The sequence below is a fragment of the Iodobacter violaceini genome, assembly GCF_011601265.1.
GTDB lineage: Bacteria > Pseudomonadota > Gammaproteobacteria > Burkholderiales > Chitinibacteraceae > Iodobacter > Iodobacter violaceini.
On sequence record NZ_JAAOLX010000001.1, the window covers coordinates 473,621 to 495,831 of the forward strand.

Sequence of the window (22,211 nt, forward strand, 5' to 3'; positions counted from 1 at the left end):
GTTTTTCATTTCCCCCGATTTTTTTGATCATCGTCGTGATGGCACTCTTGACTATGTTTACAACAGCAGGAAAATGTCATGAGAAAGCTTAAAAAACCACTCTTTTGCAACATCTTTAACAAGACCATAATAATGATTGAATTCATTCATGATGTATCAGAGATGGGTAGCTGCGAGGTATGTTTCCAGCACGAATACAACTGTACTGAAGAGAAGGACTGCCCTAAAGCATTCAGCCCAGACTGTCCAGTTAACAACAAAAACACTTCGTAGCACAGTTTAAAAAACCAGTCGTTAATGTAAAAAACCTCCTCACACCCGCCTGTGCGTGAACATCGCGCACAGGCGCGGCACTATGGCTGGATGAATCAAACAGCCGAACATTCCCGAATTTTAGAAAGCCTGATCCGTATCGGTACCGTCGCCGAAGTGGATCACACCAGCGCGCTCTGCCGTGTGCAAAGTGGCGAGTTGCTGACCGACTGGCTGCCATGGCTCACCGCCCGCGCGGGCAATGTCCGCGTATGGAGTCCGCCCAGCATCGGCGAGCAAGTCGTTCTGTTTAGCCAGTCGGGTGAAGTGGGCGCGGGTGTGGTGTTGCCCGGGTTGTTTTCAGATGCGATGCCTGCGCCCAGCCAGTCTGCTGACCTCTGTTGCACTGCCTACCCTGATGGCGCGGTAATGACTTACAACTACGCCAGCGGCGCACTCAGCGCCACCGGCATCAAGACTGCGCAGATTCAAGCCACAGATCATGTCACCGTAGATTGCCCGGAAACCACCACCACCGGAAATCTGACCGTGGGTGGTGATCTGGTCATTAAGGGCGACAGCACCTTCAAAGGTAAAGCCGATGTACTGGGCGCATTCAGCTACGCCGCAGGCATGAGAGGTACTGGCGGAGAAGGGGGCGGAGCAACGACGATCACCGGCCCAATCACCCAAAGCGGTGGCGCGATCACCAGTAATGGCGTGGCTCTGGATTCACATACTCACGGTGGCGTAGAGCACGGTGGCAGCAATACCGGCGGGCCAACCTAATGGCGGGCCTGAACAAACACAGTGGCCATTCGATTGATGATCTGGCCCATATCCAGCAATCAGTGGCCGATGTGCTGACCACCCCGCTGGGCAGCCGCTTAATGCGCCGCGACTATGGCTCTGAAATCCCCGAGCTGATCGATCAGCCTTTAAACGGCGCTACCCGCTTACGCGTCATGGCCGCCACCGCCACCGCGCTTAAAAAGTGGGAACCGCGTATCCGCGCCCAGCGCGTCACTTTAGAGCAGGGCCAGCCACACGGCGCACTCAGCGTCACCGTAGAAGCCGAACGCATCGATGGCCCGCGCGGCCAGCAGCCGGTGGCGCTTTCTATTCCTCTGCGAGCCTAAGCCATGAAAAGCCAAGAAGTAGACCTCTCCCGCCTGCCCCCGCCCAACCTGATCGAGGCGCTGGATTTTGAAACGATCTTTAATGAACGCAAAGCGGCACTGATTGCGCTCTATCCCGATGCGGCCGCCGTGCTTACTTTGGAATCTGAACCACTCACCAAGCTGTTACAAGAAAACGCTTACCGTGAAGTGATCCAGCGGCAACGCATTAACGAGCGTGGCGCGGCTTGTATGCTGGCGTTCAGCCAGGGGACCGATTTAGACCATCTGGTCGCCAACTTTAATGTGCAGCGCTTTGTGATTACGCCCGCCAATCCAAACGCGGTACCACCCACCGATGTGGTTTTAGAATCTGATGATTCATTACGCGCACGGGGCCAGCGGGCCTTTGAAGGCTTAAGCGTGGCAGGACCAAGATCGGCGTATATCTTTCATGCTTTATCGGCTGACGCCCGTGTGGCCGATGCAAGCGCCATCAGCCCCCAGCCCTGTGAAGTGGTCGTCAGCGTGCTGGCAAACGATGGCGACGGCAGCGCCCCCGCTGATTTGCTCAGTAAAGTCAGGCTACTGCTATCGGGCGAAGATGTGCGCCCTGTTGGCGATCGGCTTACCGTGCAGTCGGCCAGCATCGTCAATTACGCCGTCACTGCCGTTTTATATCTCTATCAAGGCCCGGAAAAAGGCCCGATTTTAGAAGCCGCCCACGCCCAGCTTAAAAAATACATCAGCACCCAGCGCCGCATGGGGCGCGATATCCGCCAATCGGCCATCTTTGCCGCGCTGCATGTGGAAGGCGTGCAGCGTGTTGAACTCGTGTCGCCGGCTAAAGATGTGGTGCTTGATGAAACACAGGCCGCGCACTGCACAGCAGTGGAAATCAGCGTCGGCGGCATCGATGACTAAATCCTTGCTGCCAACCGGATCAAGCAAATTAGAACGCGCCATAGCGAGCAGCTGCCAATCCGGCCAAGAATTGCCAATTCTGCTGGCGGCGCTTTGGAATGCCGACACCTGCCCCAAGGCCGCCTTGCCCTATTTAGCCTGGGCGTTCTCAGTGGATCGCTGGGACGAGAACTGGAGCGAGCCGGTGCAGCGGGAAGTGATCCGGCAATCGTTCTTTGTGCATCAGCACAAGGGCACCATCGGCGCACTTAAACGCATCGTCGAGCCGCTGGGCTATCGCTTAGAGATCACCGAATGGTGGGAAGAAAACCCCATCGGCCCGCGCGGCACCTTCAGGCTGGAAGTCAAAACGATAGACCACGGCATTACCGAAGAAACCCAGATCGAGCTGAACTATTTAATCGATGAAGCCAAACCGCTCTCGCGCCATTTAATAGAAATGAATATCAGCGTCGAGCCACGCGGCCTGATCTATATCGGCGTCGGCCAATACCAGGGCGAAGTCATCAACATCTACCCCAAGGCAATCGACACCCTATGAGCCAAAAATACTTTGCAATCCTGACCACCTATGGCGAAGCCCAAATTGCCGAAGCCACCGCGCAAAACAAAACCATCCATATTGAAAAAATGGCCGTAGGCGATGGCAACGGCAACGACACCACCCCCGATGAAAACCAGACCCAACTGATCAAAGAGAACTACCGCAGCCCTTTAAACTCGCTTAAATCCGAAGCGGGCAAAAATACGGTGATTGCCGAACTCATCATTAAAGAGAATATCGGCGGCTGGTGGATTCGGGAAATGGGGATCTATGACGACAAAGGCGGCCTGATCGCCGTCGCCAATTGCCCAGCCAGTTACAAGCCGCAGTTAGAAGAAGGCTCGGGCAAGGTGCAAACCTTAAGAATGGTGTTTGTTGTCAGCAACACCGCCGCCGTCACAATTAGCGTCAGCCAGGATATTGGGATCGCCAGCATTGAGCTGGTCGAAGAAACCATGAAGCAGCATATTGCCGATGACGACCCGCATTCAAAAGATTACTACAACAAAAAAATCTCCGACAAAACCAACGCCGGCCTAAAGAAAGACCTCAGCGATACCGCAGTCAAAGAAGGCAGCCGTGGGCGCGATGAAGCGATCCATCATGCAGATGAAGCAGACACAGCCCACAGCCAGGCCGCAGACCCGCACCCGCAATACACCACCGAAGGGGAAACCAGGGGGCTGATTCAAGAGCACGTCAACGCACCTAACCCGCATGGCGAGCACTATTACCTGAAGGGCGAAGCGGATGAAAGATACCCAATACTTGGAGCGTATTTAGGAAAATCACTTTCTATCAATGGCGTGTACAACTCGAATGCGGAATTGTTTTCTGAAGGCGGTTTGTATAGCTGGACACAGGGTGCATTCCACAATTACACCCAATTTCCCCTGGACAACAAAGCGTCCTGGCTTGTCTCACAAAGAACACAGTATTCCCAAGGCTATTCGATCCTGAGCAGGATCGGCACCTATCGCAATGGCTACGCTTACGGGGCGTCCATCGTCTTTCAAATGACGGGCGAGGGGGATTTAGCGCTGGGGCGCTGGGAGATGCGCCAGGATAGTACGCTGCTGACAAAAAACCTGACGCTGAATCAAGCTACTGAAGCCGCTGATTTTTCGCGGGTCGTATTTGAAAAAAAGAACCCCAGCGAGACTAAGCAGATTTTAGGGGCGATTACCTGGGATTCATTCAGAGATGTTTCCGCTGTCTCTAATGTGGCCGCCATCTGGGCAGAAGGAGCGGGCACCGTTGGCAATTGGGGGGAGCTGCATTTTGGCACGACCACCAATGGCGACGGCAACCTGCCGACTAAAATCATGTCGATCAGCGATGGCCGTGTTCTCACCAGCCAACTGCATACCTATTACCTGAAATCACGCGATCCAGCGGGCAGCATTGCAGACCCAGCCCGAGACTATGACGGGATCGTTCACAATCTGCGCTGGAAAAATTACGGCGGAGGGCACGTGATTTTTGATGCAAGTGCCAGCCAGTCCCCCACCGGTTCGCCTGTTAATAACCGCGATGCAGAAATGCCATGGGTCAACGCACAACCTGTCCTTATGGGCTGGAATGGCCAGAACACCTTTGGTGTGCGGGTGGATTCCTGCCGGTTTGCCGACAAGCTGGTCGATGGCTCTTTCGGCTTACCAACCGGCGTCCCTGTTCCATGGCCGAGCAATACCCCGCCCGCTGGCTGGATCTTTTTACAGGGTCAAGGCATTAATCCAGCCGAAGCCCCTGTCCTTGCTTCGCTCTATGGCGCCACCCTGCCCGACCTGCGCGGCATGTATATCTCAGGCTGGGACGCGGGGCGCGGTATTGATCCGGGGCGAACCGTATTGAGCTATCAGGCCGCCAATGTGGGCGAGCACCAGCACACCGTCCCCTTTGATGATGGCGGCTGGCTGTCTTACTCAGGGGGTGGGGGGCAACCGGGTGTTAATTATGTGATTGCAAGAGCAAGGGCCACAGTTGATGGCCCGCAGGGCAGAACACACCCGGATAACGTCGCATTTAATTACATCGTTCGGTGGGGATAATCCAATGCTTAAGAACACAACAAAACCTGACAACACCCGCCCGGAACAGCGGCCAGAAACAAAACCCTTGCCGCCGGTTTCCTTCGATCATGACGGCTTTGCCAGCCACGACGGCGTCGTGCCTTGCTTTTGCCACGATACCCACACGCTCGAATATATCGGCAAGGCTGAAATGTGGGTGTCTAAAGATTGCGGCTTGCCTGCCGGTGCGGTGCTGGATGCGCCCAAAGTCAGACCTGCTAAAAACAAAGCCATCATTCGGGATAAGGCAGATCAGTGCTGGGCGCTGATTGAAGACTACCGAAAGATGATTGCATACCAGACCAGCGACGGCGCAGCGCGTTTAATTGATACATTAGGCCCGATCCCCGAAGGCTTCACCCTGCTGCCGTATTTTGAAGGGGCGGTCTGGAATGGTAAAAAATGGATCACGGAAGCTCAGCCCATACCGCTGGTTTTAGACTCGCCGCCAGTCATCGCTGACGATCAATTGCTCGCCTTAAATGAAAAGGTAGAACGGCTTGAAAGCTTATTAGCGCAGGTTTTAAGCGAAACACCCGCCTAAGCGGTGTCGTTCAAGGCTTCACAATCCCCAGTGAAAGCGAATTCAGCCGTAAACGCTCATGATGGCCCGGTCAATTCAAACCGAGGAAATCATGGGCGATCAATTCCACCATGGTACGCGCGTTATCGAGATTAACGAGGGTACGCGCACCATTCAAACCATCAGCACCGCCGTCATCGGCCTGGTCTGCACCGCACCCGATGCAGATGCAAAGTTCTTCCCGCTCAATCAGCCGGTACTGATCACCAACGTACAAAAAGCCATTGGCAAAGCAGGCACAAAAGGCACCATGCTGCGCACGCTTAATGCCATTGCTAAACAGACCAGCCCGATTGTCGTCATGGTGCGCGTCGAGCAAGGCAAAGACGAAAAAGAAACCGAGCAGAACATCATCGGCGGCACCGATGAAACGGGCCGCTTTACCGGCCTTAAAGCTTTACTCGCCGCCAACAGCATCGTGCATGTAAAACCGCGCATTCTGGGCGTACCGGGCTACGACACTTTGCTGGTCGCCAATGAGCTGGCAACCATCTGCCAGAAGCTTCGCGCCTTTGCCTACATCAGCGCACGCGGCTGCAATAGCGTGGAAGAAGCGCTGGAGTACCGCGCCAACTTTGGCCAGCGCGAGCTAATGATGATCTGGCCAGACTTTAAGAATCCCAACTGGTCCGGCCTTGATGATGAAGGCCTCGACTTAGCCGTTGCCTACGCCATCGGCTTACGCGCCAAACTGGATAAGGAAACCGGCTGGCATAAGACGCTTTCCAATGTGGTGATTAATGGCGTGACCGGCTTAAGCCAGGACGTATTCTGGGATCTGCAAGACCCGGATACCGACGCGGGCCTGCTCAATGGCAAAGACATCACCACCATTGTTCGCGCCAAAGGCTTTGTGTTCTGGGGCAACCGTACCCTGTCTGCTGATCCGCTGTTTATGTTTGAGAACTACACCCGCAGCGCCCAAGTCATCGCCGACACCATGGGCGAAGCGCATATGTGGGCCATCGATCAGCCCATGACCCCAAGCTTAGCCAAAGACATTCTGGAAGGGATTAATGCAAAGGGCCGCGCATGGGTTTCGGCTGGTTACTTGCTGGGCTTTAACGCCTGGCTGGATGTTGAGGCCAACGGGAAAGAGGATCTGAAGGCGGGCAAGCTCATCATCGATTATGACTACACTCCCGTCCCTCCTCTGGAAAACCTGGAGCTGCGCCAGCGCATCACCGATCAATACCTGATGAATTTTAGCGCCAGCGTCGGCTAATCAAGGGGAATCAATATGGCTTTACCAGGTAAGTTAAAAGCCCTCAATTTGTTTATGGATGGGATCAACTTTGCAGGACAGGTTACGGAAGTGACCCTGCCCAAACTCAGCCGCAAGATGGAAGAGTACCGGGGCGGCGGCATGAGCGGCACGGTCGATATCGACCTCGGACTTGAAAAGCTCGAAATGTCGGCGACTTACGGCGGCTTTATGCGCGAAATCCTCGCCAGCTTTGGCGCGGCCACACACGACGCGGTACTGCTGCGCTTTGCCGGTGGCTATCAGCGGGAAGACTCGGAAGAAGTCGATGCGGTCGAAGTGATTGTGCGCGGGCGGCATAAAGAAATCGATATGGGCAGCGCCAAGCCGGGCGACGACACCGAGTTCAAAGTATCCAGCTCCCTCAGCTATTACAAGCTGACCCTGAACGGCAAAACACTGGTGGAAATCGATACGGTGAACATGATCGAAATCATCGACGGTACCGACCGCCTCGCAAAAATGCGCAGCGCCATTGGCCTGTAATGAAAAGGATTTAATCAAAAATGAATGTTCAAGAAAAAAACCCAAACACCGTCGAACTCGATACCCCCATCACGCGCGGCGATCAAACGATTAGCCGTATTACGCTGATCAAACCCAAAAGCGGCGCATTGCGTGGTGTAAAGCTGGGCGACTTACTGCAGATGGATGTGGAAGCCATCACCCGGGTATTGCCGCGTATTTCAGACCCTGCGCTCACCGAGCAGGACGTTCGCAATCTGGACCCCGCCGACCTGCTGCAATTGGCCGGGATTACCGCCGGTTTTTTATTGCCGAAGGACGCCAAAGCGGACTACCCGCAAGCGTAAATTCAGCCATGGCCGATATCGCCATGGTGTTCCATTGGCCCCCGGCGGCGATGGACGACATGTCGGTATCGGATCTTATGGAATGGCGCGAAGAAGCGCGCAAACGATACAACCCAGAAAACAACACATGAAAAATATCCTCCACCAAGGCGACTGCCTGCCCTTCTTAGAATCCCTCCCCGCCGCCCGGGTTGATGCGCTGATCACTGATCCGCCTTACGCCTCGGGCGGCTTACACATCGGCTCTAAAAACCGCAGCACAAGCGAGAAATACCAAAACAACGACACCGTCCGCAAATACCCTGAATTTACCGGCGATCACCGCGACCAACGCGCCCACCTGCGCTGGATGACGCTGTGGTTGTCTGAATGCCTGCGCGTCATGAAAGACGGCGCACCCATTTGCCTGTTTACCGACTGGCGACAATTGCCGCTGACCACCGACGCCTTGCAGGTTGCGGGCTTTACCTGGCGCGGCATTGCCGTCTGGGACAAGGGCGAAGGCGTGCGGCCACAAATGGGCCGCTTTAGGAATCAGGCTGAATACATTGTGTGGGGCAGTAAGGGCGATATGCCACTGGCCCGCGATGTGGGCGTATTGCGCGGTGTTTATAAGGAAGTGGTCAAACAAAAAGACAAGTTCCATATCACCGGCAAGCCCACCGACTTAATGCGCGATCTGATCAAGATCTGCGAGCCAGGCGGTTTAATTCTGGACCCTTTCGCCGGATCAGGCTCGACCTTGCTGGCGGCGGAATTGGAAGGCTACGACTGGCTGGGCTGTGAGTTAAGCGAGGAATACAAAAATATTGCCTTAGAACGATTGGCACAGGAGCACTAATGAGCGCGGCGCGAAATTTACGATTAGAAGTGGTGTTAAAAGCAATTGATCAATTTACCGCGCCGTTTAAAGGGGTACTGAATCAAAGCAAGGCAGTAGCCAGACAAGTCAGCGAACTTAAAAACAAAATGAAAGCACTGGATAAAACCCAGGGCCAGATTGACTCGTTTAAAAAGCTGACCCGCGATACCGCCCAGACCTCGCAGCACATGAAAGCAGCCCAGGAACGCGCCACCGCGCTGGGCAGAAGTCTCGCCGCCACGGCCCATCCAACCCGGCAAATGAGCGCAGAATTTAACCGCGCTAAAAAAGAAGCAGCGGAACTGGCCGCCCGCCACACTCAGCTGGTTAACCGGCAACAAAGCCTGCGCACCTCCTTAAATGCGGCGGGTATTTCTACGCGCAATCTGTCCCAGCATCAGCGCGAGTTACGACAAAACGCCACCAGCACCAGCGCCGCACTGCAAAGAGAACAACAGCAGCTGGAACGCTTAGGCCGGCAGATGCAGCACCAGCACGCCGCCCGGGCGACTTACGACCGAAGCATGAACGCCAGAAACAATCTGGCGGGAGCCGGTGCGGGTATGGCCGTTGCGGGCGGCGGTGCGCTGTATGCGGCTAAGCGGGTGATGGGTCCGGGCTTAGACTTTGGCGCGGAAATGTCCAGCGTACAGGCACTCACCCGGCTGGATAAAAACGGCCCGCAGCTTGCCGCTTTACGCAAACAGGCGCGGGAATTAGGCGCAGCTACCAGCTTTACCGCCAACGAAGCCGCACAGGGGCAAGGCTATTTAGCCATGGCAGGCTTTGATCCGACCGCGATTCAAAAAGCCATGCCCGGTGTGCTCGATTTAGCCAAGGCCGGACGGGTAGAACTGCCCGCCGCTGCCGATATGGCCTCTAATATTCTGACCGGCTTTAAGCTGAACGCAGAACAGATGGGCCGTGCAGGCGATGTGCTGGTCGGCACGTTCACGCGCTCGAATGTGGATTTAAGAATGCTGGCCGAAACCATGAAATACGCCGCGCCGGTTGCTGCCGGCCTGGGCGTGGATCTGGAAACCGCCGCCGCCATGACCGGCAAGCTGGGTGACGCGGGGATTCAGGCCAGTATGGGTGGTACGGCTTTACGCGCCATTATGTCCCGCTTGTCAGCCCCGCCAAAAATGGCCGCAGACGCCATGAAAGAGCTGGGACTGCAGGCCAAAGACGCTAAAGGCAATCTGCGCGACCTGCCGACCATCCTTGCCGAGCTGGAAGCAAAAACTAAAAACATGGGGAACGCCCAGCGGGCCGGATACTTTAAGCATATTGCCGGTGAAGAAGCCTTCAGCGCCTTGCAAGTGCTGACCGCACAAGCCGGTAGCGGCAAGCTGCAAGAACTGATTGCCACCCTCAGACAATCCGCCGGAGAAGCCAGTAAAAATGCAGCCACCATGAGCGACAACGCGGCGGGCGATATCAAGACGCTGCAATCCGCCTGGGAAGATGTGGGCATTGAAATGTTTGAAGGCAGCAACAGCCCCCTGCGCGAGCTGCTGCAAAATATCACCGACGTTATCCGTAAAACAGGCGAATGGATGAAGGCCAACCCAGAGCTGGCCGCGACACTGGTTAAAGTCAGCGTATCCGCTGCTGCTATTGTGGCGATTCTGGGCGGCTTAGCCCTGGCCGCAGCGGCACTGTTAGGCCCCTTTGCCATGGTTCGGTTTGCCCTGACCACGATGAATATTCAAATGGGTATTGGCTCAGTGTTAGCCAAAGCCGCCACATGGAGTTATGGCCTGTTGACCGGTGCTTTAAGCCTGGCCGGCAATGCCGCACTATTTATGGGCCGCGCCCTGCTGATGAATCCTGTCGGCCTGTTGGTCACGGGTATCGCCCTTGCCGCCCTGTTGATTTACAAATATTGGGAGCCGATTAAGGCCTTCTTTGGTGGCCTGTGGGATCAGATCAAAGAAGCGTTTAATGGTGGCATTTCAGGGATCGGCGCTTTAATCCTCAATTGGTCGCCGCTGGGTTTGTTTTACAGCGCCTTTGCCAAGGTCTTCAGCTGGTTTGGCCTGGAACTCCCCGCCACCTTTACCGGCTATGGCCAGATGATGGTCGACGGCTTATGGCAAGGCATTGCCGGTAAATGGGACTGGTTAAAAGGCAAGTTCTACGAGCTGGCCAAAATGCTGCCCGAACCAGTACAAAAAGCGCTTGATATCCACTCGCCCTCCCGCGTGTTTGCTCAGATCGGGCGGCATACCGTCGCAGGTTTGGACAAAGGCTTAAGCGACAGCCAGCAAGCGCCACTCGATACCATTAAAAACATGGCCCGCAAAATGGCGACCGCTGCAAGTGGCCTGATGATTGGCGGCACCAGCTTGGGAGCCATGGCCGATATCCAACTGGATCAGCGCCCGCCCATGTCTGCACAAGCCAGTTACAGCCAAGCGCCATCAATCCAAATCACGATCAATGCCGCGCCAGGGATGAACGAACAGGCACTGGCGCAACTGGTCGCGCAAGAAATCGCCAAAGCCGACCGCCTGAAGCAGGCGCGTAACCGTTCACGCTTAGGAGACAGCGACTGATGATGATGGTCTTAGGTATGTTTGTATTTGAGCTGGCCAGCGCCCCTTACCAAACTTTAGAGCAGTCAAAGTCATGGCGGCACGCCAACCAGACGCGAATTGGTATCGGCCCGGCTAATCAGTTTTTAGGGCCAGATGCGGAAACCATCGCGCTCAGCGGCGTGTTGTATGAAGAACTGAATGCGGGCGAGGTATCTTTGCTGGCGCTGGAAGAAATGGCCGATACAGGGGAGGAATATTTTTTAATTGAAGGCACCGGCTGGATTTATGGCGAGTACGTGATCGAATCCATCAAAACCACCCGCAGCCTGTTTTACAAGAACGGCTCAGCCCGCAAAATTGAATTTAACTTAAGCCTGAAGCGGATCACATCCGACCCGCTCGAAACCATCATGGGCCTGTTGCAATGAATGAAGGCCACAAAGCCCCGCGCTTTAAAATCTTAGTCGGCAGCAAGGATATTACTAAGCTGGTGAACGACCGGCTGGTGTCGGTTAACCTGACAGACAATCGCGGCTTTGAAGCGGACCAGCTGGATATTACGCTGGACGATAGCGACGGCCGGCTGGAAATCCCGCCACGCGGGGCCGTTGTCAGCGTGTCGCTGGGCTGGTCGGATAGCGGCTTGGTCGATAAGGGCCAATATACCGTCGATGAAGTCGAACACAGCGGCGCACCGGATCAGCTCACCATCCGCGCCCGCAGTGCCGATTTACGCGCGGGCTTGTCGGTTAAGAAAGAGCGCTCCTGGCATCAAACCACCGTGGGGGCGATTGTGGAAACCATCGCCAAACAAAACAAGATCCAGCACCGGATCGGGCCAGACTTAGCCGGGCAAGCCATTAGCCACATCGATCAAACCAGCGAAAGCGACGCCAGCTTTTTAAGCCGCCTCGCTAAAATGTTTGACGCCATTGCCACGGTCAAAGACAGCAACCTGCTGTTTATGAAAGCAGGTCAGGCCACCACGGCCAGCGGCCAGCCCCTGGGTAAGGTGCTGATTACGCGCCAGTCTGGGGATAGTCACCGCTTTGGCATTGCAGACCGGGGCGCATATAGCGGCGTGAAAGCCGCATGGCAAAACACCAAAACGGCCAGGAAAGAAACCACCACCGTAAAACGCAAACCCAGGAAAAAAGCAGGCCCTGGGCAAGGTGAAGTCATCCAAGGCGCAGACGATAACGTCAAAACCCTAAGACACGTTTACGCCAGCAAAACCAACGCCGAACGGGCCGCAAAAGCAGAGTGGGAAAAACTGCAGCGCGGCGTGGCTCAGTTCTCAATCACCCTCGCCTATGGCCGCCCCGAACTCTTCCCCGAACTACCCGCCAGCGTTTCAGGCTTTAAGCCCATCATCGACAAGCAAGACTGGATCATCAGCCGCGCCACGCATAGCCTGACCGATAGCGGCTACACCACGGCTTTGGAGCTGGAAGTGAAGGCTAGTGAGGTAGACGGATAAACAAAAACGGCGACCATCTGGCCGCCGTTCTTCTATTCAGATCATTTTAAAACGATCAATTCTTAAGCGTGTGCTTCTCGGGCGATTTTCTCAATCGCAGCCTCTGCCAGCCAGCCGCTACGGTTTTTTGTGCGGGCATCAATACGATGAATTAATAAGCCGGGTAAGGTCACATTGATTTTTTCAGCCTTACCTAAGTAGCGCGAGACATCTATCTCAACAACGCCCCATATAAAACCTGCATATTCTGGCTTACCAACATGAGCAGCAACCATACTCCCTTCAGGGATTGCATCTTCATCTTCAGCTAGTCCTTCCAAGTGCAAAGAAATAGCCTCTTTCGCGTTACTGATGGCTTCATCCAATGTTTCACCAGCTGAAAAGCAGCCAGGTAAATCAGGAACAATAACGCCAAATGCGTGCTGATCATCGCCTAACTCAATTGCAATGGGATAAAACATTTTTAGCTCCAATACTGTCAGGAAAAAAACCGGCCCTACTTCAGGCCAGCTTGTTTCTTAATACTGTTAATCGTTCCGATTGGTAAATCTTTCTTAGAGTGTGGAACAGTAACTCGCCCCTGCTTCGTGGGGTGTTTGTATTGATGATGGCTCCCCTTCGTTGCAACTTTGTACCAACCATCAGTCATCAGCAGTTTTATAAGTTCTGTACTCGTCATTCAACTGGCCTTCCTTATTGCTGATGGAGTTATTATAACCCCAAATGCAAACAAGTCAATAACTCCGGAGTTATTAACTTAAATCTATCCGCCACAAGAAAAACTAAGCCCCTCAAATATAGGCCTTCAGTTTACTGAGAATTTAAACAGCAGAACTCGCATTGATTGTCAGTACCAGAGGGTCATCCTTTTGCTCTGTCATGGCGGGCTGATCCCCCGAAGAATACCGTACAGGCAAATAGTCCCTACCCGTCACTACTCCGAGAGCAAAAGACAGAATTACACATGCAGCTAAGAGTAAACGTGGTGACGCGGAGGTATAAAAATAAGCGTGTTTAATATTGATTTCCTGACCTGTAACTATGCCAACCTCACCCAAGAATGATTGATCTTTCATCTTCATCCAGCCATAAAAAAACCCGCAAAATTGCGGGTTTTTTCATTCAACTGATACTCCAGTCAGAATTAGCCATACATTTTTACATTCATCTATTTTTTAAAGTTAAATGTCTGTTTGGCATTGATATCACCGGTAATCGTCTGACCAACTTCCCCGTGAAAAATCTGTGTTGCCGCTGGCTTTGGCTTTTTACCTACAGTACCTGCACCAGATAAGGCAGTAGCAGCAGCGAGGATCGCAGACTGAGCTTCTGCGGTCGCAGATCGGAAGGCACTCAACAATTGATCATCTTCAGGTGAAAGCTTAGACAAAGAGCGCTCGCCAGAAACAATGTAGTGCGTATCTGCACCTAAATCCTCAAGGGTAACTAATACCGAAAGAGGGGCTATAACCTGAGCCTTTTCATAGCCACCATAGGCTCGAACTGAGATATCTAGTGCGTTTGCAAGATCTGCTTGAGACAACCCCAGACGCTTTCTTTCTTCACGCAAACGGCTCGAAATACGAAGATATCGTTCTTCTTTGTTTGACAACATAACGAAATCTGCCGATAATTGATTTATAAATTTTCTTGCGTCACATAAAGACACTCTAAGTCCTTCTAATGGTAGCAGATTAATGAATGAATCCAGTCAGGTAACGCCGAGGCAACCTCGCGGCATATTAAGCAAGCGAGGTATCCGTTTGCGATTAAGCCCTGCAGAGCTATCTCTGATCTGCGGTATGGCCAAGAAAGATATTAGATCTGAAGCTGCAATGTGCCGAATGCTTGTCATCGATGGACTCGCATTTCGCGGGATTGAAATCCCCGAAGAGGAACATGAAAGCCAAGAAGGAATGGCCTTAATCTGCAATGAACATACGGCAGCCGCTTAATGACCGTTTAAGTAACGCTAAGAAATATAAGCGTTTTGCCCGACGAATGGTAGTCGTTTGTGGCTCTGCCTTTTGCTTTTGTAATTTTTGTTAGCTTTGGAGTAATCATCATGGCCGTAGAGATTCATTGCCCATACTGTAATTCTAAAACGCATACGCGAACCAGCGTCCGGATTACTCCAACAGCCACTACCGCCCAAATCGGCTGCCGATGCTGTGGCGCCAGGCTAAAAGTAGGCTTCCAGATCACAGAGGCCAGGGTCGCCAAGTACAGCGAAGATCATGAAGTCTTTAAATGGACTGACTTTCCTCCTTCTAATGATCCAAAGTTTAAAGAACAGCAACTCACCCTCGCGCTTTAACCCGAAGTAATCCCCCTTTTATCTAAGCCTTCCCGCGCCTGTTTAACAGCCGCTGGGGCTTTGTCACGTCTGGATAAAACATGGCCGCTCTCGCAAAGCAGTTACAAGCAAGGATTGATTTACCAGTCAGCGCTTTAGAACCTAAGCGTTGTGTGGCAACAAAGATCAATGTTGATGCGCGAAGCCGGGTTTTAGCCATGGTCAGAAACTCCCCAGCCATGCCTTTGCCAGAAGTAAAACAAGAGCGCCCTGCTTTTATCTATGCGGATGACGGTGAAGAAGTCCTCGCCACACTGAAACCACAGCGCAAGCCTTTGCCGGTATTAAACCAGGCAGAAAACCAAGAGCTGGCCGATTTACTCGCCTGGGCACAAAAAGCCGACGCGGCCATCCATGCCCGAATGGCCCGCCTGAATCAATTTGATCTGCCCCGTGAATCCGCCAAGTTGAAACAGATACGCGGCTTGCTGGGTAGTGTCATCGCAGAAGGCGAAACCACGCTGCAAAACGCGTGGTATGCCAAGGCCACTGCGCAATGAATCCTAAATTCAATTTACAAGCATGGCTGGAAACCGCCACAGATAGCGAGTGCCGCGCCAAGGCCAAAGAATTTGCTGTCCGTTGCTCAAATATCGAAGAGCCGCTGGAATTGCTAGAAATGGTGGTGGCGCGTGGCTGGATCGTATTACCCGAGCACGGCGTAAAGCACCTTGAATATAAGAAGATGAAACCGTCCCAGCGCCGTTATGTGCTGGAGCTGGCCGCGCGGATCAAGTCAGATAAGTGGTGGAGTAAGCGCTTGCGTACCCTCGCTATCCGCGCCGCCGAAGCCCGTGCTTATTCCTACGGTATCGGCATGGGTAAAGATCAGGCTTATGTCAGCCCATGGAATTTAGAACGGATGGTGATCCGTGCCCAACAAAGCGCGGTGGCCATGGCCGAAGCGGTGGCTATTTCGCCCGATGGTGAAGTGATCGATATGGCTAATGTACTGGCAGGCAGCATGGCCAACGGCAAGAACAAGCGCACTGAGTTAATTGTCCGCATGAAGGGCATGGCCGAACGAGCGCAAGAAATGGGCTACCGCGCTTATGCCATCACGCTGACGGCGCCAGGCTGTTATCACCGCTGCACCAGCGTTGGCGAAAAACCGCACTTAAAGCTGATCCTCAATAAGAAATGGAATGGCTACAGCCAACAACAAACCGCCAGCTATTTGACCCAATGCTGGGCGCAATGCCGTACCCAATTTAGCAAAGCCGAAATTGATTTTATGGGGCTGCGCACCTTAGAGCCACACAAAGACGGCACCCCGCACTGGCACTTAATCTTTTTTGTGAAACCGCAGCACGCCAGCGAAGCCCTGAAGATCATCCGGGATAAATATCTGCAAGCCGAACCCAACGAAAAAAACGCCCAAAAAGTCCGCGTAAAAATCGACGCCATCAAACCCCGCAAAGGCCAGGATATGGTTTACGCCGCTGTGGCCTATGCCATCGCCTACATCGCCAAAAATATCGACGGCTACAAAGTAGACGGCGATACCGAGGCGGGCATGAGTGCCATCAGCGGCGCACAGCGTGCAACGGTCTGGGCGCGTATTTTAGGCCGTCGTCAGTTTCAGATGTTTGGCACCGCGCCGGTCACGCCTTACCGCGAATCCCGCCGCGTGCGCAAAGACGCCGAAACCCTGTTAGAGCAACTGATTGCGCTGGATAAAGAGCCGGCCATTGCTGAAGCCGCCAAGGGACTAATCGACGGCAATCTGCAGCCATGTATTACCGAAGCCATGAAGGCCATGCGGTCAGGCCGCGCCGATGTACTGGCCCCGCTCACTGCTTTACGCGACTTACATCTTGATGGCCAGATCGTTTGCCCTACCCGCATTTTGGGCAGCGCATGGGACGCCGCAGACAAGGGCGACTTCAGAGCCTATATGGTCGCCATGGAAAACGATCCGCTGGAGCTGGTAAAGCGCGAACAAATCAACGGCTACGGCGAAGTGGTTGCTGTTATTTGCGGCGTAAAAAGCCAGCGTGGCCAGGTGCTCACCCATAAGGAAGGCTGGAAGGTGCAATGGGGAGCTAAAGGCAAAGCCCGGCTGGGTAAAACTTGCCAGGCCCAAAAAGGCCCATTTAAGGGCGCATCGCATATTGAATACAGCCCGCACGAAGTGGCCGAAATGAAGCGCGCCCAAAAGCAGAAACAAGAAGCCGTGTTTTTAGGGGTGGCCTTTGCCGCTGAAGCGAAGCGCAAGCGTAGGGAGAGGGCGAAGCCTTCGACCCTAGGTCATGTGGCTTTAACTGTTTCTAGCACTTTGGATCAGGCACTTAATGATAAAGGCATAAGAAAAGAGAAGGCCCCGCCGGATCTGAGTGAACGGGCAAGAATCAACGCCCAGAAGTACGGTGCTCAGGCCTATATCGACGCCAAAAACAAAATTTAAAGCACGACCAAGGCCCTGCTACGCCTGCCGCATCCAGCCCGACGTAAGCAGCTGAATCATTCATCGATCTGAACAGGAATCTGAACCATGAGCGACAAGATAGACCAAGCCAGCGACGTATCCGAGCTGATGCGCTGCAACGCCATCGCAGCCCACTACGTCAATGCAAAGCTAAGCAAAGATAAAACCCCTCTGCCCAGCGGGGAATGCCGCTGGTGCAGCGCGGTCGCTGTCAATGATGCGGTGTTCTGCTGCGAAGAGTGCGCCAGGGACTGGCAAGGGCATAACGCCACCAAACAAAAAGCCCAGCGCATTGCAGGCCGATAAAAGGACACTTCTATGCAAATCCTCCCAAGGCTTATCCGTAAAAGCGATGCCCCTGCCTATCTGGGCATGAATAAAAACGAGTTTACAAAGACAGTCGAGCCTAATGTGGTCGCCGTTCCTATCGGCATTCAAGGCGTCGCATTTGACCGTCTCGACTTGGATGAATGGGTGACGCAATACAAACAAGACGTCGGCTTTCAGCGTATCAATGGCTGCCGAGTACCAGCTGCCAATATTCCGAAAACAGGCCCCGTAGAAAGACAACATAAAGAGATCTCAACATGGCAAGAAAGAATATCACCGGTCTTACGCTCCGGTCAGGTGCCTGGCACATCGACAAACAAATTAAGGGGTACGGACGACTTTGCGAAAGCACTGGCACTGGCGACAGGGAAGAAGCAGAAAGCTACTTAATCCACAGGTTAGAGGCAATCCGTAATGCCACGGTTTATGGCATTCGGCCAGAGCGGATCTGGCGGGAAGCCGCAACGAAATACTTGCGGGATAATTTGGAGCAACCTTCTATTAAATTAACAGCCCTCATTTTTTCTCAGCTGGATCCATTTATTGGTAATTGCCCATTAAATAAATTACACGACGGGACATTAGCCGCATTTATTGAGGCCCGCCTATTACAGGGGGTTAGCCATCGAACCATCAATATGGCCTTAGAGAAAGTTATCCGGGTATTAAATCTGGCCTCTCGCAGTTGGCGCGATGAGCACGGGATGACATGGCTTGATTCACCTCCAATGATTGCCAAGCTAAATGAAAAAGAAACCGCCCGCGAGCCCTACCCTCTTAATTTTGATGAGCAGCGATATTTAATGTTAGAACTGCCAGAGCATTTAAAGAGAATGGCATTGTTTAAAGTGAATGTTGGAGTACGGGAACAAGAGGTCTGCAAATTGCGCTGGGAATGGGAAGTAAAAATCCCGGAATTAAATACCAGCGTTTTTGTAGTGCCTTGGAATTTTGGCGGAAGAGATGGCGCACGCGGTGTAAAAAATGGAGATGACCGAGTGATCATTTTAAATGAGATGGCAAAACAGGTTATAAGCAATCAACGCGGAATTGATGAGGAATGGGTATTCCCATACGAAGGCCGGTGCCTTGCGAGAATGAATGATCACGCCTGGCGTAAAGCAAGAAACAGGGCAGCAGAGCGGATGGCAGAAGAAACTAAGCGGCCTTTCTGTGAAGGACTCGCCAATGTGAGGGTGCATGACTTAAAGCACACCTTTGGCCGACGCTTACGGGCGGCTGGTGTAAGCCATGAAGACCGGCAAGTGTTGCTAGGCCATACAAATGGAAATGTCACAACACACTATTCTGCGGCTGAATTAAGCCAGCTGATAGATGCCGCAAACAAGGTGACAGAAGACCTGTCCCGCAAAACTCCCGCACTGACCCTTATCAGAAGTACAAAAAGAAAAAAGGCCACTTAAAAAGCGGCCTTTAATCAAATACTTAAGTTGGTCGGAATGAGAGGATTCGAACCTCCGACCCCTTGCACCCCATGCAAGTGCGCTACCGGGCTGCGCCACATTCCGAACTCAGGGCGTATTATACCTTACGTCCCCTTGCCTGGCTAGTCATCCAACCAGGCAAGTAGTGCTTCTAATTCATGACGTAATTCTGTCACTGTTGCGCCCTCTTCCACGCCATCAGCATCTCCCCGGAGTGCTGACAACTGGTTGCGGGCGCCGCTGATGGTAAAGCCTTGCTCGTAAAGTAAAGAGCGGATTCTGCGCACCAGCAGCACTTCATGGTGCTGATAGTAGCGTCGGTTTCCGCGCCGCTTTACCGGCTTTAATTGCGTGAATTCCTGCTCCCAGTAACGCAGCACATGCGGTTTTACACCGCAGAGCTCGCTAACTTCACCGATGGTGAAGTAGCGTTTCGCGGGGATTGAAGGCAGATCACTGGTCGGTATGACGAGGCTGGTGCTTTGCATAGTGACTTTCGACCATTCCCTTCAGCTTTTGACTGGCGTGGAAAGTAACCACGCGCCGGGCGGAGATTGGGATTTCTTCGCCTGTTTTAGGATTACGCCCAGGACGTTGTGGCTTGTCTCTGAGCTGAAAATTGCCAAAACCGGAGAGTTTTACCGAATCGCCCTCTGAAAGAGACGTGCGGATTTCCTCAAAGAAGGCTTCGACCATGTCTTTGGCTTCACGCTTATTTAAACCAACCTTGTCGAACAACATATCGGCCAAGTCAGCTTTAGTAAGCGTCATCATTGTAGTGGGGGTATACTGCATTAGCATTAGACTCTCAGCGTCGCACCGCTTGCTTCGGCAGCACGGATCATATCCGCGACTACAGCGTCGACTTCCTCATCAGTAAGAGTTTTGTGAGTATCTTGCATTAACATCTTGAAAGCAAGGCTTTTTTTACCTTCTGGAACACCTTTTCCACGGTAGACATCAAACACTTCTGATGCTACTAGGAGCGGTTTTTTCAGCTTGGCAAATGCGGCTTGCAGTGTTGCCACAGACAAGCTTTCATCTGCCAGTAAGGCAAGGTCACGGCGAACAACTTGTAGCTTGGATACTGGCTTAGCTGTAAGCATTTCAACACTTACAAGCGTTTCCACATCCAATTCAAACAAGATGGGCGCTGTGCCTAAATCGTACGATTGCACCCATTTAGGATGCAGCTCGCCAATCACTCCAACCACGATACCGTTCAGTAATACTTCGGCAGCGCGGCCAGGATGCAGGGCTGGATGTTCGCTTCGGCGGAAGTCTGCTTTACGCGGAGCAAGCAGTGCTTCTACATCGGCTTTTACATCATAAAAATCAACATGTTGCTTAGCTATGCCCCATTGCTCGGCGCAGCGGTGGCCCCATGCCAGACCAGCGATTTTCTCTGGCTGGGCATCAGCGGCCGTACCATTAAATACGCGGGCCAGCTCAAACAGGCGCACACGTTCTTGCTTACGCTTTTGGTTGCCTTGCAATGCGCAGATCAGGCCACCAAACAGGCTGGAGCGCATCACGCTCATCTGGCTGGCGATAGGGTTAAGCAATTTCACCGGGCAGGTATTGCCCGCAAAATCGGCTTCCCATTTTTCTTCAACAAAGGCGTAGCTGATGGCTTCGAAATAGTCGCGAGCCACCATAATTGATTTCAGTGCGGCTTTTGCACGGCGATCGCCCTGCTGCGGCAGCATCACCTGACGCGATGCTGAAGGTGCAACAGGAATATTGTCGTAGCCAAACAGGCGGGCAATTTCTTCGATCAGATCTTCTTCGATTTCGATATCAAACCGGAAAGAAGGAGGCGTCACAGTAATCACATCGCCAGCAAGCGATGTTGGCAAAGCCAGACGAGCCAGCAAGGCAAGGATTTCATCTGCGGATAGCTGAATACCCAAAACTTTAGCCACGCGCGATACACGCAAGGCCACAGCCGGGCGAGCTGGCAGCTCAGCCTTTGCTTCTGTAACCGGGCCAGCTTCACCGCCGCAGATATCCAGAATCAGCTGTGTAGCGCGCTCAAGTGCATTCACCACATTGGCAAAGTCGATACCGCGTTCAAAACGATGCGAACTGTCTGAGCTGAAACCCACGCGACGAGAGCGGCCTGCGATCGTGCCTGGCGCAAAGAAAGCGGATTCTAAAAAGATATTTTGTGTGCCAGCCACTACAGACGATGCTAAACCACCCATAATACCTGCCAGTGCTAAGGGCTGAGCAGCATCGGCAATCACCAGCATATCGGCTTCAAGCATCAACTCTTTTTCATTCAGCAGCGTAATTTTTTCGCCCTGCTGAGCAAAGCGTGCCTGAATACCACCTTGCAGCTTATCAGCGTCAAAGGCGTGCATTGGCTGGCCAAGCTCCAGCAAGACGTAGTTTGTTACGTCAACAATCGCCGAGACAGTACGTAAACCTGAGCGCTCTAAGCGTTGCTTCATCCAATCTGGAGTCACAGCAGCTTGATTTACATTTTTGATTACACGCCCAGCGTAACGAGGGCATGCTGCGCCCGCATTGAGTGATACGGCAATCACATCGTCACAGGCTGGAACGACGGCTTTAATTTCAACCGGATGAAGCACGGCATCCGTTAAAGCAGCCACTTCGCGCGCAATGCCTTTAATCGACAGGCAATCAGTGCGGTTTGGAGTGAGCTTTAAAGTCAGCAAGCGATCATCAAGCTGCAAGTATTCGCGAATCGGCATGCCAACAGGCGCGTCGCTTGGCAAAATCATCAGGCCGTCAACATCGCTTGGCATACCTAATTCATCGCCAGAACACAGCATACCGAAGGATTCAACGCCGCGAACCTTGGCTTTTTTGATATTAAAATCGCCAGGCAAAGCAGCCCCCACGCGGGCGCAAGGCACTTTAATGCCTGGAGCCACATTCGGTGCGCCGCACACGATTTGCAGTGGCTCAGCCTCACCTACATTTACGCTGCAAACATTCAGTTTGTCGGCGTTTTCATGCTTGGTAACAGACAACACCTCTGCCACAAACACTTGAGTAAACTCAGGGGCAGCAGGGTCATTTTCTTCTACTTCTAAACCGGCCATTGTTAATAAATGGGCCAGCTGCTCAGAATTTAGTGCCGGGTTCACCCAGCTACGCAACCATTGTTCAGAAAATTTCATCACTCGCACCTACAGATGCGCGGACGGTACAACATCCGCTGTA

27 protein-coding genes and 1 tRNA gene are annotated in these 22,211 nt (G+C 53.0%); 21 read left to right on the forward strand and 7 right to left on the reverse strand.

What is annotated here, in order from left to right:
• Positions 1–324: 324 nt before the first annotated feature.
• The 14 genes from HA050_RS02015 to HA050_RS02080 all read left to right on the forward strand — a co-directional run bounded on the left by HA050_RS02015 (position 325) and on the right by HA050_RS02080 (position 12,454).
• Positions 325–1,041 carry a phage baseplate assembly protein V gene (locus HA050_RS02015; protein WP_205836254.1) on the forward strand — a complete coding sequence of 239 codons (717 nt, stop codon included), beginning with the start codon at positions 325–327 and terminating at the stop codon, positions 1,039–1,041.
• Positions 1,041–1,391, forward strand: a complete 351-nt coding sequence (locus tag HA050_RS02020) for a GPW/gp25 family protein (protein WP_166821399.1) — start codon at positions 1,041–1,043, stop codon at positions 1,389–1,391. The genes HA050_RS02015 and HA050_RS02020 overlap by 1 nt, the downstream gene beginning before the upstream one ends.
• Positions 1,392–1,394: 3 nt before the next feature.
• Positions 1,395–2,294 (forward strand): baseplate assembly protein, encoded by a 900-nt coding sequence (locus HA050_RS02025; RefSeq protein ID WP_166821402.1) that lies wholly within the window; start codon positions 1,395–1,397, stop codon positions 2,292–2,294.
• Entirely contained in the window at positions 2,287–2,835 is a 549-nt protein-coding gene (locus HA050_RS02030; protein WP_166821405.1) for a phage tail protein I, read from the forward strand. Before HA050_RS02025 ends, HA050_RS02030 begins: the two co-directional genes overlap by 8 nt.
• On the forward strand, positions 2,832–4,889 hold the full coding sequence (locus tag HA050_RS02035; RefSeq protein WP_166821408.1) for a phage tail-collar fiber domain-containing protein: 2,058 nt from the start codon (positions 2,832–2,834) through the stop codon (positions 4,887–4,889). The genes HA050_RS02030 and HA050_RS02035 overlap by 4 nt, the downstream gene beginning before the upstream one ends.
• Before the next feature lie 4 nt (positions 4,890–4,893).
• The gene (locus tag HA050_RS02040) at positions 4,894–5,454 is read left to right on the forward strand and encodes a hypothetical protein (RefSeq protein ID WP_166821411.1); all 561 of its coding nucleotides are present in this window, start codon (positions 4,894–4,896) and stop codon (positions 5,452–5,454) included.
• Between the two features lie 91 nt (positions 5,455–5,545).
• Positions 5,546–6,718 (forward strand): phage tail sheath protein, encoded by a 1,173-nt coding sequence (locus HA050_RS02045; RefSeq protein WP_166821414.1) that lies wholly within the window; start codon positions 5,546–5,548, stop codon positions 6,716–6,718.
• Positions 6,719–6,733: 15 nt separating this feature from the next.
• Positions 6,734–7,243 (forward strand): phage major tail tube protein, encoded by a 510-nt coding sequence (locus tag HA050_RS02050; RefSeq protein ID WP_166821417.1) that lies wholly within the window; start codon positions 6,734–6,736, stop codon positions 7,241–7,243.
• A gap of 20 nt (positions 7,244–7,263) precedes the next feature.
• On the forward strand, positions 7,264–7,569 hold the full coding sequence (locus tag HA050_RS02055) for a phage tail assembly protein (protein ID WP_166821420.1): 306 nt from the start codon (positions 7,264–7,266) through the stop codon (positions 7,567–7,569).
• An 8-nt stretch (positions 7,570–7,577) separates the two neighbouring features.
• Complete coding sequence (locus HA050_RS02060; RefSeq protein WP_166821423.1) at positions 7,578–7,700, forward strand: GpE family phage tail protein; 123 nt, start codon at positions 7,578–7,580, stop codon at positions 7,698–7,700.
• Positions 7,697–8,410 (forward strand): DNA-methyltransferase, encoded by a 714-nt coding sequence (locus HA050_RS02065; protein ID WP_166821426.1) that lies wholly within the window; start codon positions 7,697–7,699, stop codon positions 8,408–8,410. The genes HA050_RS02060 and HA050_RS02065 overlap by 4 nt, the downstream gene beginning before the upstream one ends.
• The gene (locus tag HA050_RS02070; protein ID WP_166821429.1) at positions 8,410–10,992 is read left to right on the forward strand and encodes a phage tail tape measure protein; all 2,583 of its coding nucleotides are present in this window, start codon (positions 8,410–8,412) and stop codon (positions 10,990–10,992) included. Before HA050_RS02065 ends, HA050_RS02070 begins: the two co-directional genes overlap by 1 nt.
• Positions 10,992–11,402 carry a phage tail protein gene (locus HA050_RS02075; protein ID WP_166821432.1) on the forward strand — a complete coding sequence of 137 codons (411 nt, stop codon included), beginning with the start codon at positions 10,992–10,994 and terminating at the stop codon, positions 11,400–11,402. Before HA050_RS02070 ends, HA050_RS02075 begins: the two co-directional genes overlap by 1 nt.
• Positions 11,399–12,454, forward strand: coding sequence for a phage late control D family protein (locus HA050_RS02080; protein WP_166821435.1), 1,056 nt, complete (start codon positions 11,399–11,401; stop codon positions 12,452–12,454). Before HA050_RS02075 ends, HA050_RS02080 begins: the two co-directional genes overlap by 4 nt.
• Before the next feature lie 62 nt (positions 12,455–12,516).
• On the opposite strand, the gene HA050_RS02085 is transcribed toward HA050_RS02080, so the two are convergent.
• From HA050_RS02085 to HA050_RS02095, 3 genes are all read right to left on the reverse strand, one after another.
• Entirely contained in the window at positions 12,517–12,915 is a 399-nt protein-coding gene (locus HA050_RS02085) for a type II toxin-antitoxin system HicB family antitoxin (RefSeq protein ID WP_166821438.1), read from the reverse strand.
• A gap of 35 nt (positions 12,916–12,950) precedes the next feature.
• On the reverse strand, positions 12,951–13,133 hold the full coding sequence (locus tag HA050_RS02090) for a type II toxin-antitoxin system HicA family toxin (RefSeq protein ID WP_166821441.1): 183 nt from the start codon (positions 13,131–13,133) through the stop codon (positions 12,951–12,953).
• 489 nt (positions 13,134–13,622) lie between these two features.
• The gene (locus HA050_RS02095) at positions 13,623–14,123 is read right to left on the reverse strand and encodes a helix-turn-helix domain-containing protein (RefSeq protein WP_166821444.1); all 501 of its coding nucleotides are present in this window, start codon (positions 14,121–14,123) and stop codon (positions 13,623–13,625) included.
• 28 nt (positions 14,124–14,151) lie between these two features.
• Between HA050_RS02095 and HA050_RS02100 the strand changes: the two genes are divergently transcribed.
• The 7 genes from HA050_RS02100 (at position 14,152) to HA050_RS02125 (ending at position 18,992) form a co-directional block, all read left to right on the forward strand.
• Positions 14,152–14,409, forward strand: coding sequence for a hypothetical protein (locus HA050_RS02100; protein ID WP_166821447.1), 258 nt, complete (start codon positions 14,152–14,154; stop codon positions 14,407–14,409).
• 110 nt (positions 14,410–14,519) lie between these two features.
• Entirely contained in the window at positions 14,520–14,771 is a 252-nt protein-coding gene (locus HA050_RS02105) for a hypothetical protein (protein WP_166821449.1), read from the forward strand.
• Between the two features lie 80 nt (positions 14,772–14,851).
• Positions 14,852–15,310, forward strand: a complete 459-nt coding sequence (locus tag HA050_RS02110; protein WP_166821452.1) for a hypothetical protein — start codon at positions 14,852–14,854, stop codon at positions 15,308–15,310.
• Positions 15,307–17,217, forward strand: coding sequence for a replication endonuclease (locus HA050_RS02115; RefSeq protein WP_166821455.1), 1,911 nt, complete (start codon positions 15,307–15,309; stop codon positions 17,215–17,217). The genes HA050_RS02110 and HA050_RS02115 overlap by 4 nt, the downstream gene beginning before the upstream one ends.
• 87 nt (positions 17,218–17,304) lie before the next feature.
• Positions 17,305–17,544, forward strand: a complete 240-nt coding sequence (locus tag HA050_RS02120; RefSeq protein ID WP_166821458.1) for a hypothetical protein — start codon at positions 17,305–17,307, stop codon at positions 17,542–17,544.
• Between the two features lie 12 nt (positions 17,545–17,556).
• Complete coding sequence (locus HA050_RS22035; protein WP_240928947.1) at positions 17,557–17,958, forward strand: hypothetical protein; 402 nt, start codon at positions 17,557–17,559, stop codon at positions 17,956–17,958.
• A 95-nt stretch (positions 17,959–18,053) separates the two neighbouring features.
• The gene (locus tag HA050_RS02125; RefSeq protein ID WP_240928948.1) at positions 18,054–18,992 is read left to right on the forward strand and encodes a tyrosine-type recombinase/integrase; all 939 of its coding nucleotides are present in this window, start codon (positions 18,054–18,056) and stop codon (positions 18,990–18,992) included.
• Positions 18,993–19,020: 28 nt separating this feature from the next.
• On the opposite strand, the gene HA050_RS02130 is transcribed toward HA050_RS02125, so the two are convergent.
• The 4 genes from HA050_RS02130 to pheT all read right to left on the reverse strand — a co-directional run bounded on the left by HA050_RS02130 (position 19,021) and on the right by pheT (position 22,168).
• Positions 19,021–19,097 (reverse strand) — tRNA-Pro (locus tag HA050_RS02130).
• Positions 19,098–19,135: 38 nt separating this feature from the next.
• Positions 19,136–19,501, reverse strand: a complete 366-nt coding sequence (locus HA050_RS02135; protein ID WP_166821464.1) for a MerR family transcriptional regulator — start codon at positions 19,499–19,501, stop codon at positions 19,136–19,138.
• Positions 19,467–19,784, reverse strand: coding sequence for an integration host factor subunit alpha (locus tag HA050_RS02140; RefSeq protein WP_046352592.1), 318 nt, complete (start codon positions 19,782–19,784; stop codon positions 19,467–19,469). The genes HA050_RS02135 and HA050_RS02140 overlap by 35 nt, the downstream gene beginning before the upstream one ends.
• A gap of 29 nt (positions 19,785–19,813) precedes the next feature.
• Positions 19,814–22,168, reverse strand: coding sequence for a phenylalanine--tRNA ligase subunit beta (gene pheT, locus HA050_RS02145; RefSeq protein ID WP_166821467.1), 2,355 nt, complete (start codon positions 22,166–22,168; stop codon positions 19,814–19,816).
• Positions 22,169–22,211: the final 43 nt, after the last annotated feature.

Excerpts from the sequence above, each read along its gene's own strand:
- HA050_RS02020 (WP_166821399.1), top strand. The coding sequence starts at position 1,041 with ATGGCGGGCCTGAACAAACACAGTGGCCATTCGATTGATGATCTGGCC.
- HA050_RS02025 (WP_166821402.1), top strand. The coding sequence starts at position 1,395 with ATGAAAAGCCAAGAAGTAGACCTCTCCCGCCTGCCCCCGCCCAACCTG.
- HA050_RS02030 (WP_166821405.1), top strand. The coding sequence starts at position 2,287 with ATGACTAAATCCTTGCTGCCAACCGGATCAAGCAAATTAGAACGCGCC.
- HA050_RS02035 (WP_166821408.1), top strand. The coding sequence starts at position 2,832 with ATGAGCCAAAAATACTTTGCAATCCTGACCACCTATGGCGAAGCCCAA.
- HA050_RS02040 (WP_166821411.1), top strand. The coding sequence starts at position 4,894 with ATGCTTAAGAACACAACAAAACCTGACAACACCCGCCCGGAACAGCGG.
- HA050_RS02045 (WP_166821414.1), top strand. The coding sequence starts at position 5,546 with ATGGGCGATCAATTCCACCATGGTACGCGCGTTATCGAGATTAACGAG.
- HA050_RS02050 (WP_166821417.1), top strand. The coding sequence starts at position 6,734 with ATGGCTTTACCAGGTAAGTTAAAAGCCCTCAATTTGTTTATGGATGGG.
- HA050_RS02055 (WP_166821420.1), top strand. The coding sequence starts at position 7,264 with ATGAATGTTCAAGAAAAAAACCCAAACACCGTCGAACTCGATACCCCC.
- HA050_RS02060 (WP_166821423.1), top strand. The coding sequence starts at position 7,578 with ATGGCCGATATCGCCATGGTGTTCCATTGGCCCCCGGCGGCGATGGAC.
- HA050_RS02065 (WP_166821426.1), top strand. The coding sequence starts at position 7,697 with ATGAAAAATATCCTCCACCAAGGCGACTGCCTGCCCTTCTTAGAATCC.
- HA050_RS02070 (WP_166821429.1), top strand. The coding sequence starts at position 8,410 with ATGAGCGCGGCGCGAAATTTACGATTAGAAGTGGTGTTAAAAGCAATT.
- HA050_RS02075 (WP_166821432.1), top strand. The coding sequence starts at position 10,992 with ATGATGATGGTCTTAGGTATGTTTGTATTTGAGCTGGCCAGCGCCCCT.
- HA050_RS02080 (WP_166821435.1), top strand. The coding sequence starts at position 11,399 with ATGAATGAAGGCCACAAAGCCCCGCGCTTTAAAATCTTAGTCGGCAGC.
- HA050_RS02085 (WP_166821438.1), bottom strand. The coding sequence starts at position 12,915 with ATGTTTTATCCCATTGCAATTGAGTTAGGCGATGATCAGCACGCATTT.
- HA050_RS02090 (WP_166821441.1), bottom strand. The coding sequence starts at position 13,133 with ATGACGAGTACAGAACTTATAAAACTGCTGATGACTGATGGTTGGTAC.
- HA050_RS02100 (WP_166821447.1), top strand. The coding sequence starts at position 14,152 with ATGAATGAATCCAGTCAGGTAACGCCGAGGCAACCTCGCGGCATATTA.
- HA050_RS02105 (WP_166821449.1), top strand. The coding sequence starts at position 14,520 with ATGGCCGTAGAGATTCATTGCCCATACTGTAATTCTAAAACGCATACG.
- HA050_RS02110 (WP_166821452.1), top strand. The coding sequence starts at position 14,852 with ATGGCCGCTCTCGCAAAGCAGTTACAAGCAAGGATTGATTTACCAGTC.
- HA050_RS02115 (WP_166821455.1), top strand. The coding sequence starts at position 15,307 with ATGAATCCTAAATTCAATTTACAAGCATGGCTGGAAACCGCCACAGAT.
- HA050_RS02120 (WP_166821458.1), top strand. The coding sequence starts at position 17,305 with ATGAGCGACAAGATAGACCAAGCCAGCGACGTATCCGAGCTGATGCGC.
- HA050_RS22035 (WP_240928947.1), top strand. The coding sequence starts at position 17,557 with ATGCAAATCCTCCCAAGGCTTATCCGTAAAAGCGATGCCCCTGCCTAT.
- HA050_RS02135 (WP_166821464.1), bottom strand. The coding sequence starts at position 19,501 with ATGCAAAGCACCAGCCTCGTCATACCGACCAGTGATCTGCCTTCAATC.
- HA050_RS02140 (WP_046352592.1), bottom strand. The coding sequence starts at position 19,784 with ATGACGCTTACTAAAGCTGACTTGGCCGATATGTTGTTCGACAAGGTT.
- pheT (WP_166821467.1), bottom strand. The coding sequence starts at position 22,168 with ATGAAATTTTCTGAACAATGGTTGCGTAGCTGGGTGAACCCGGCACTA.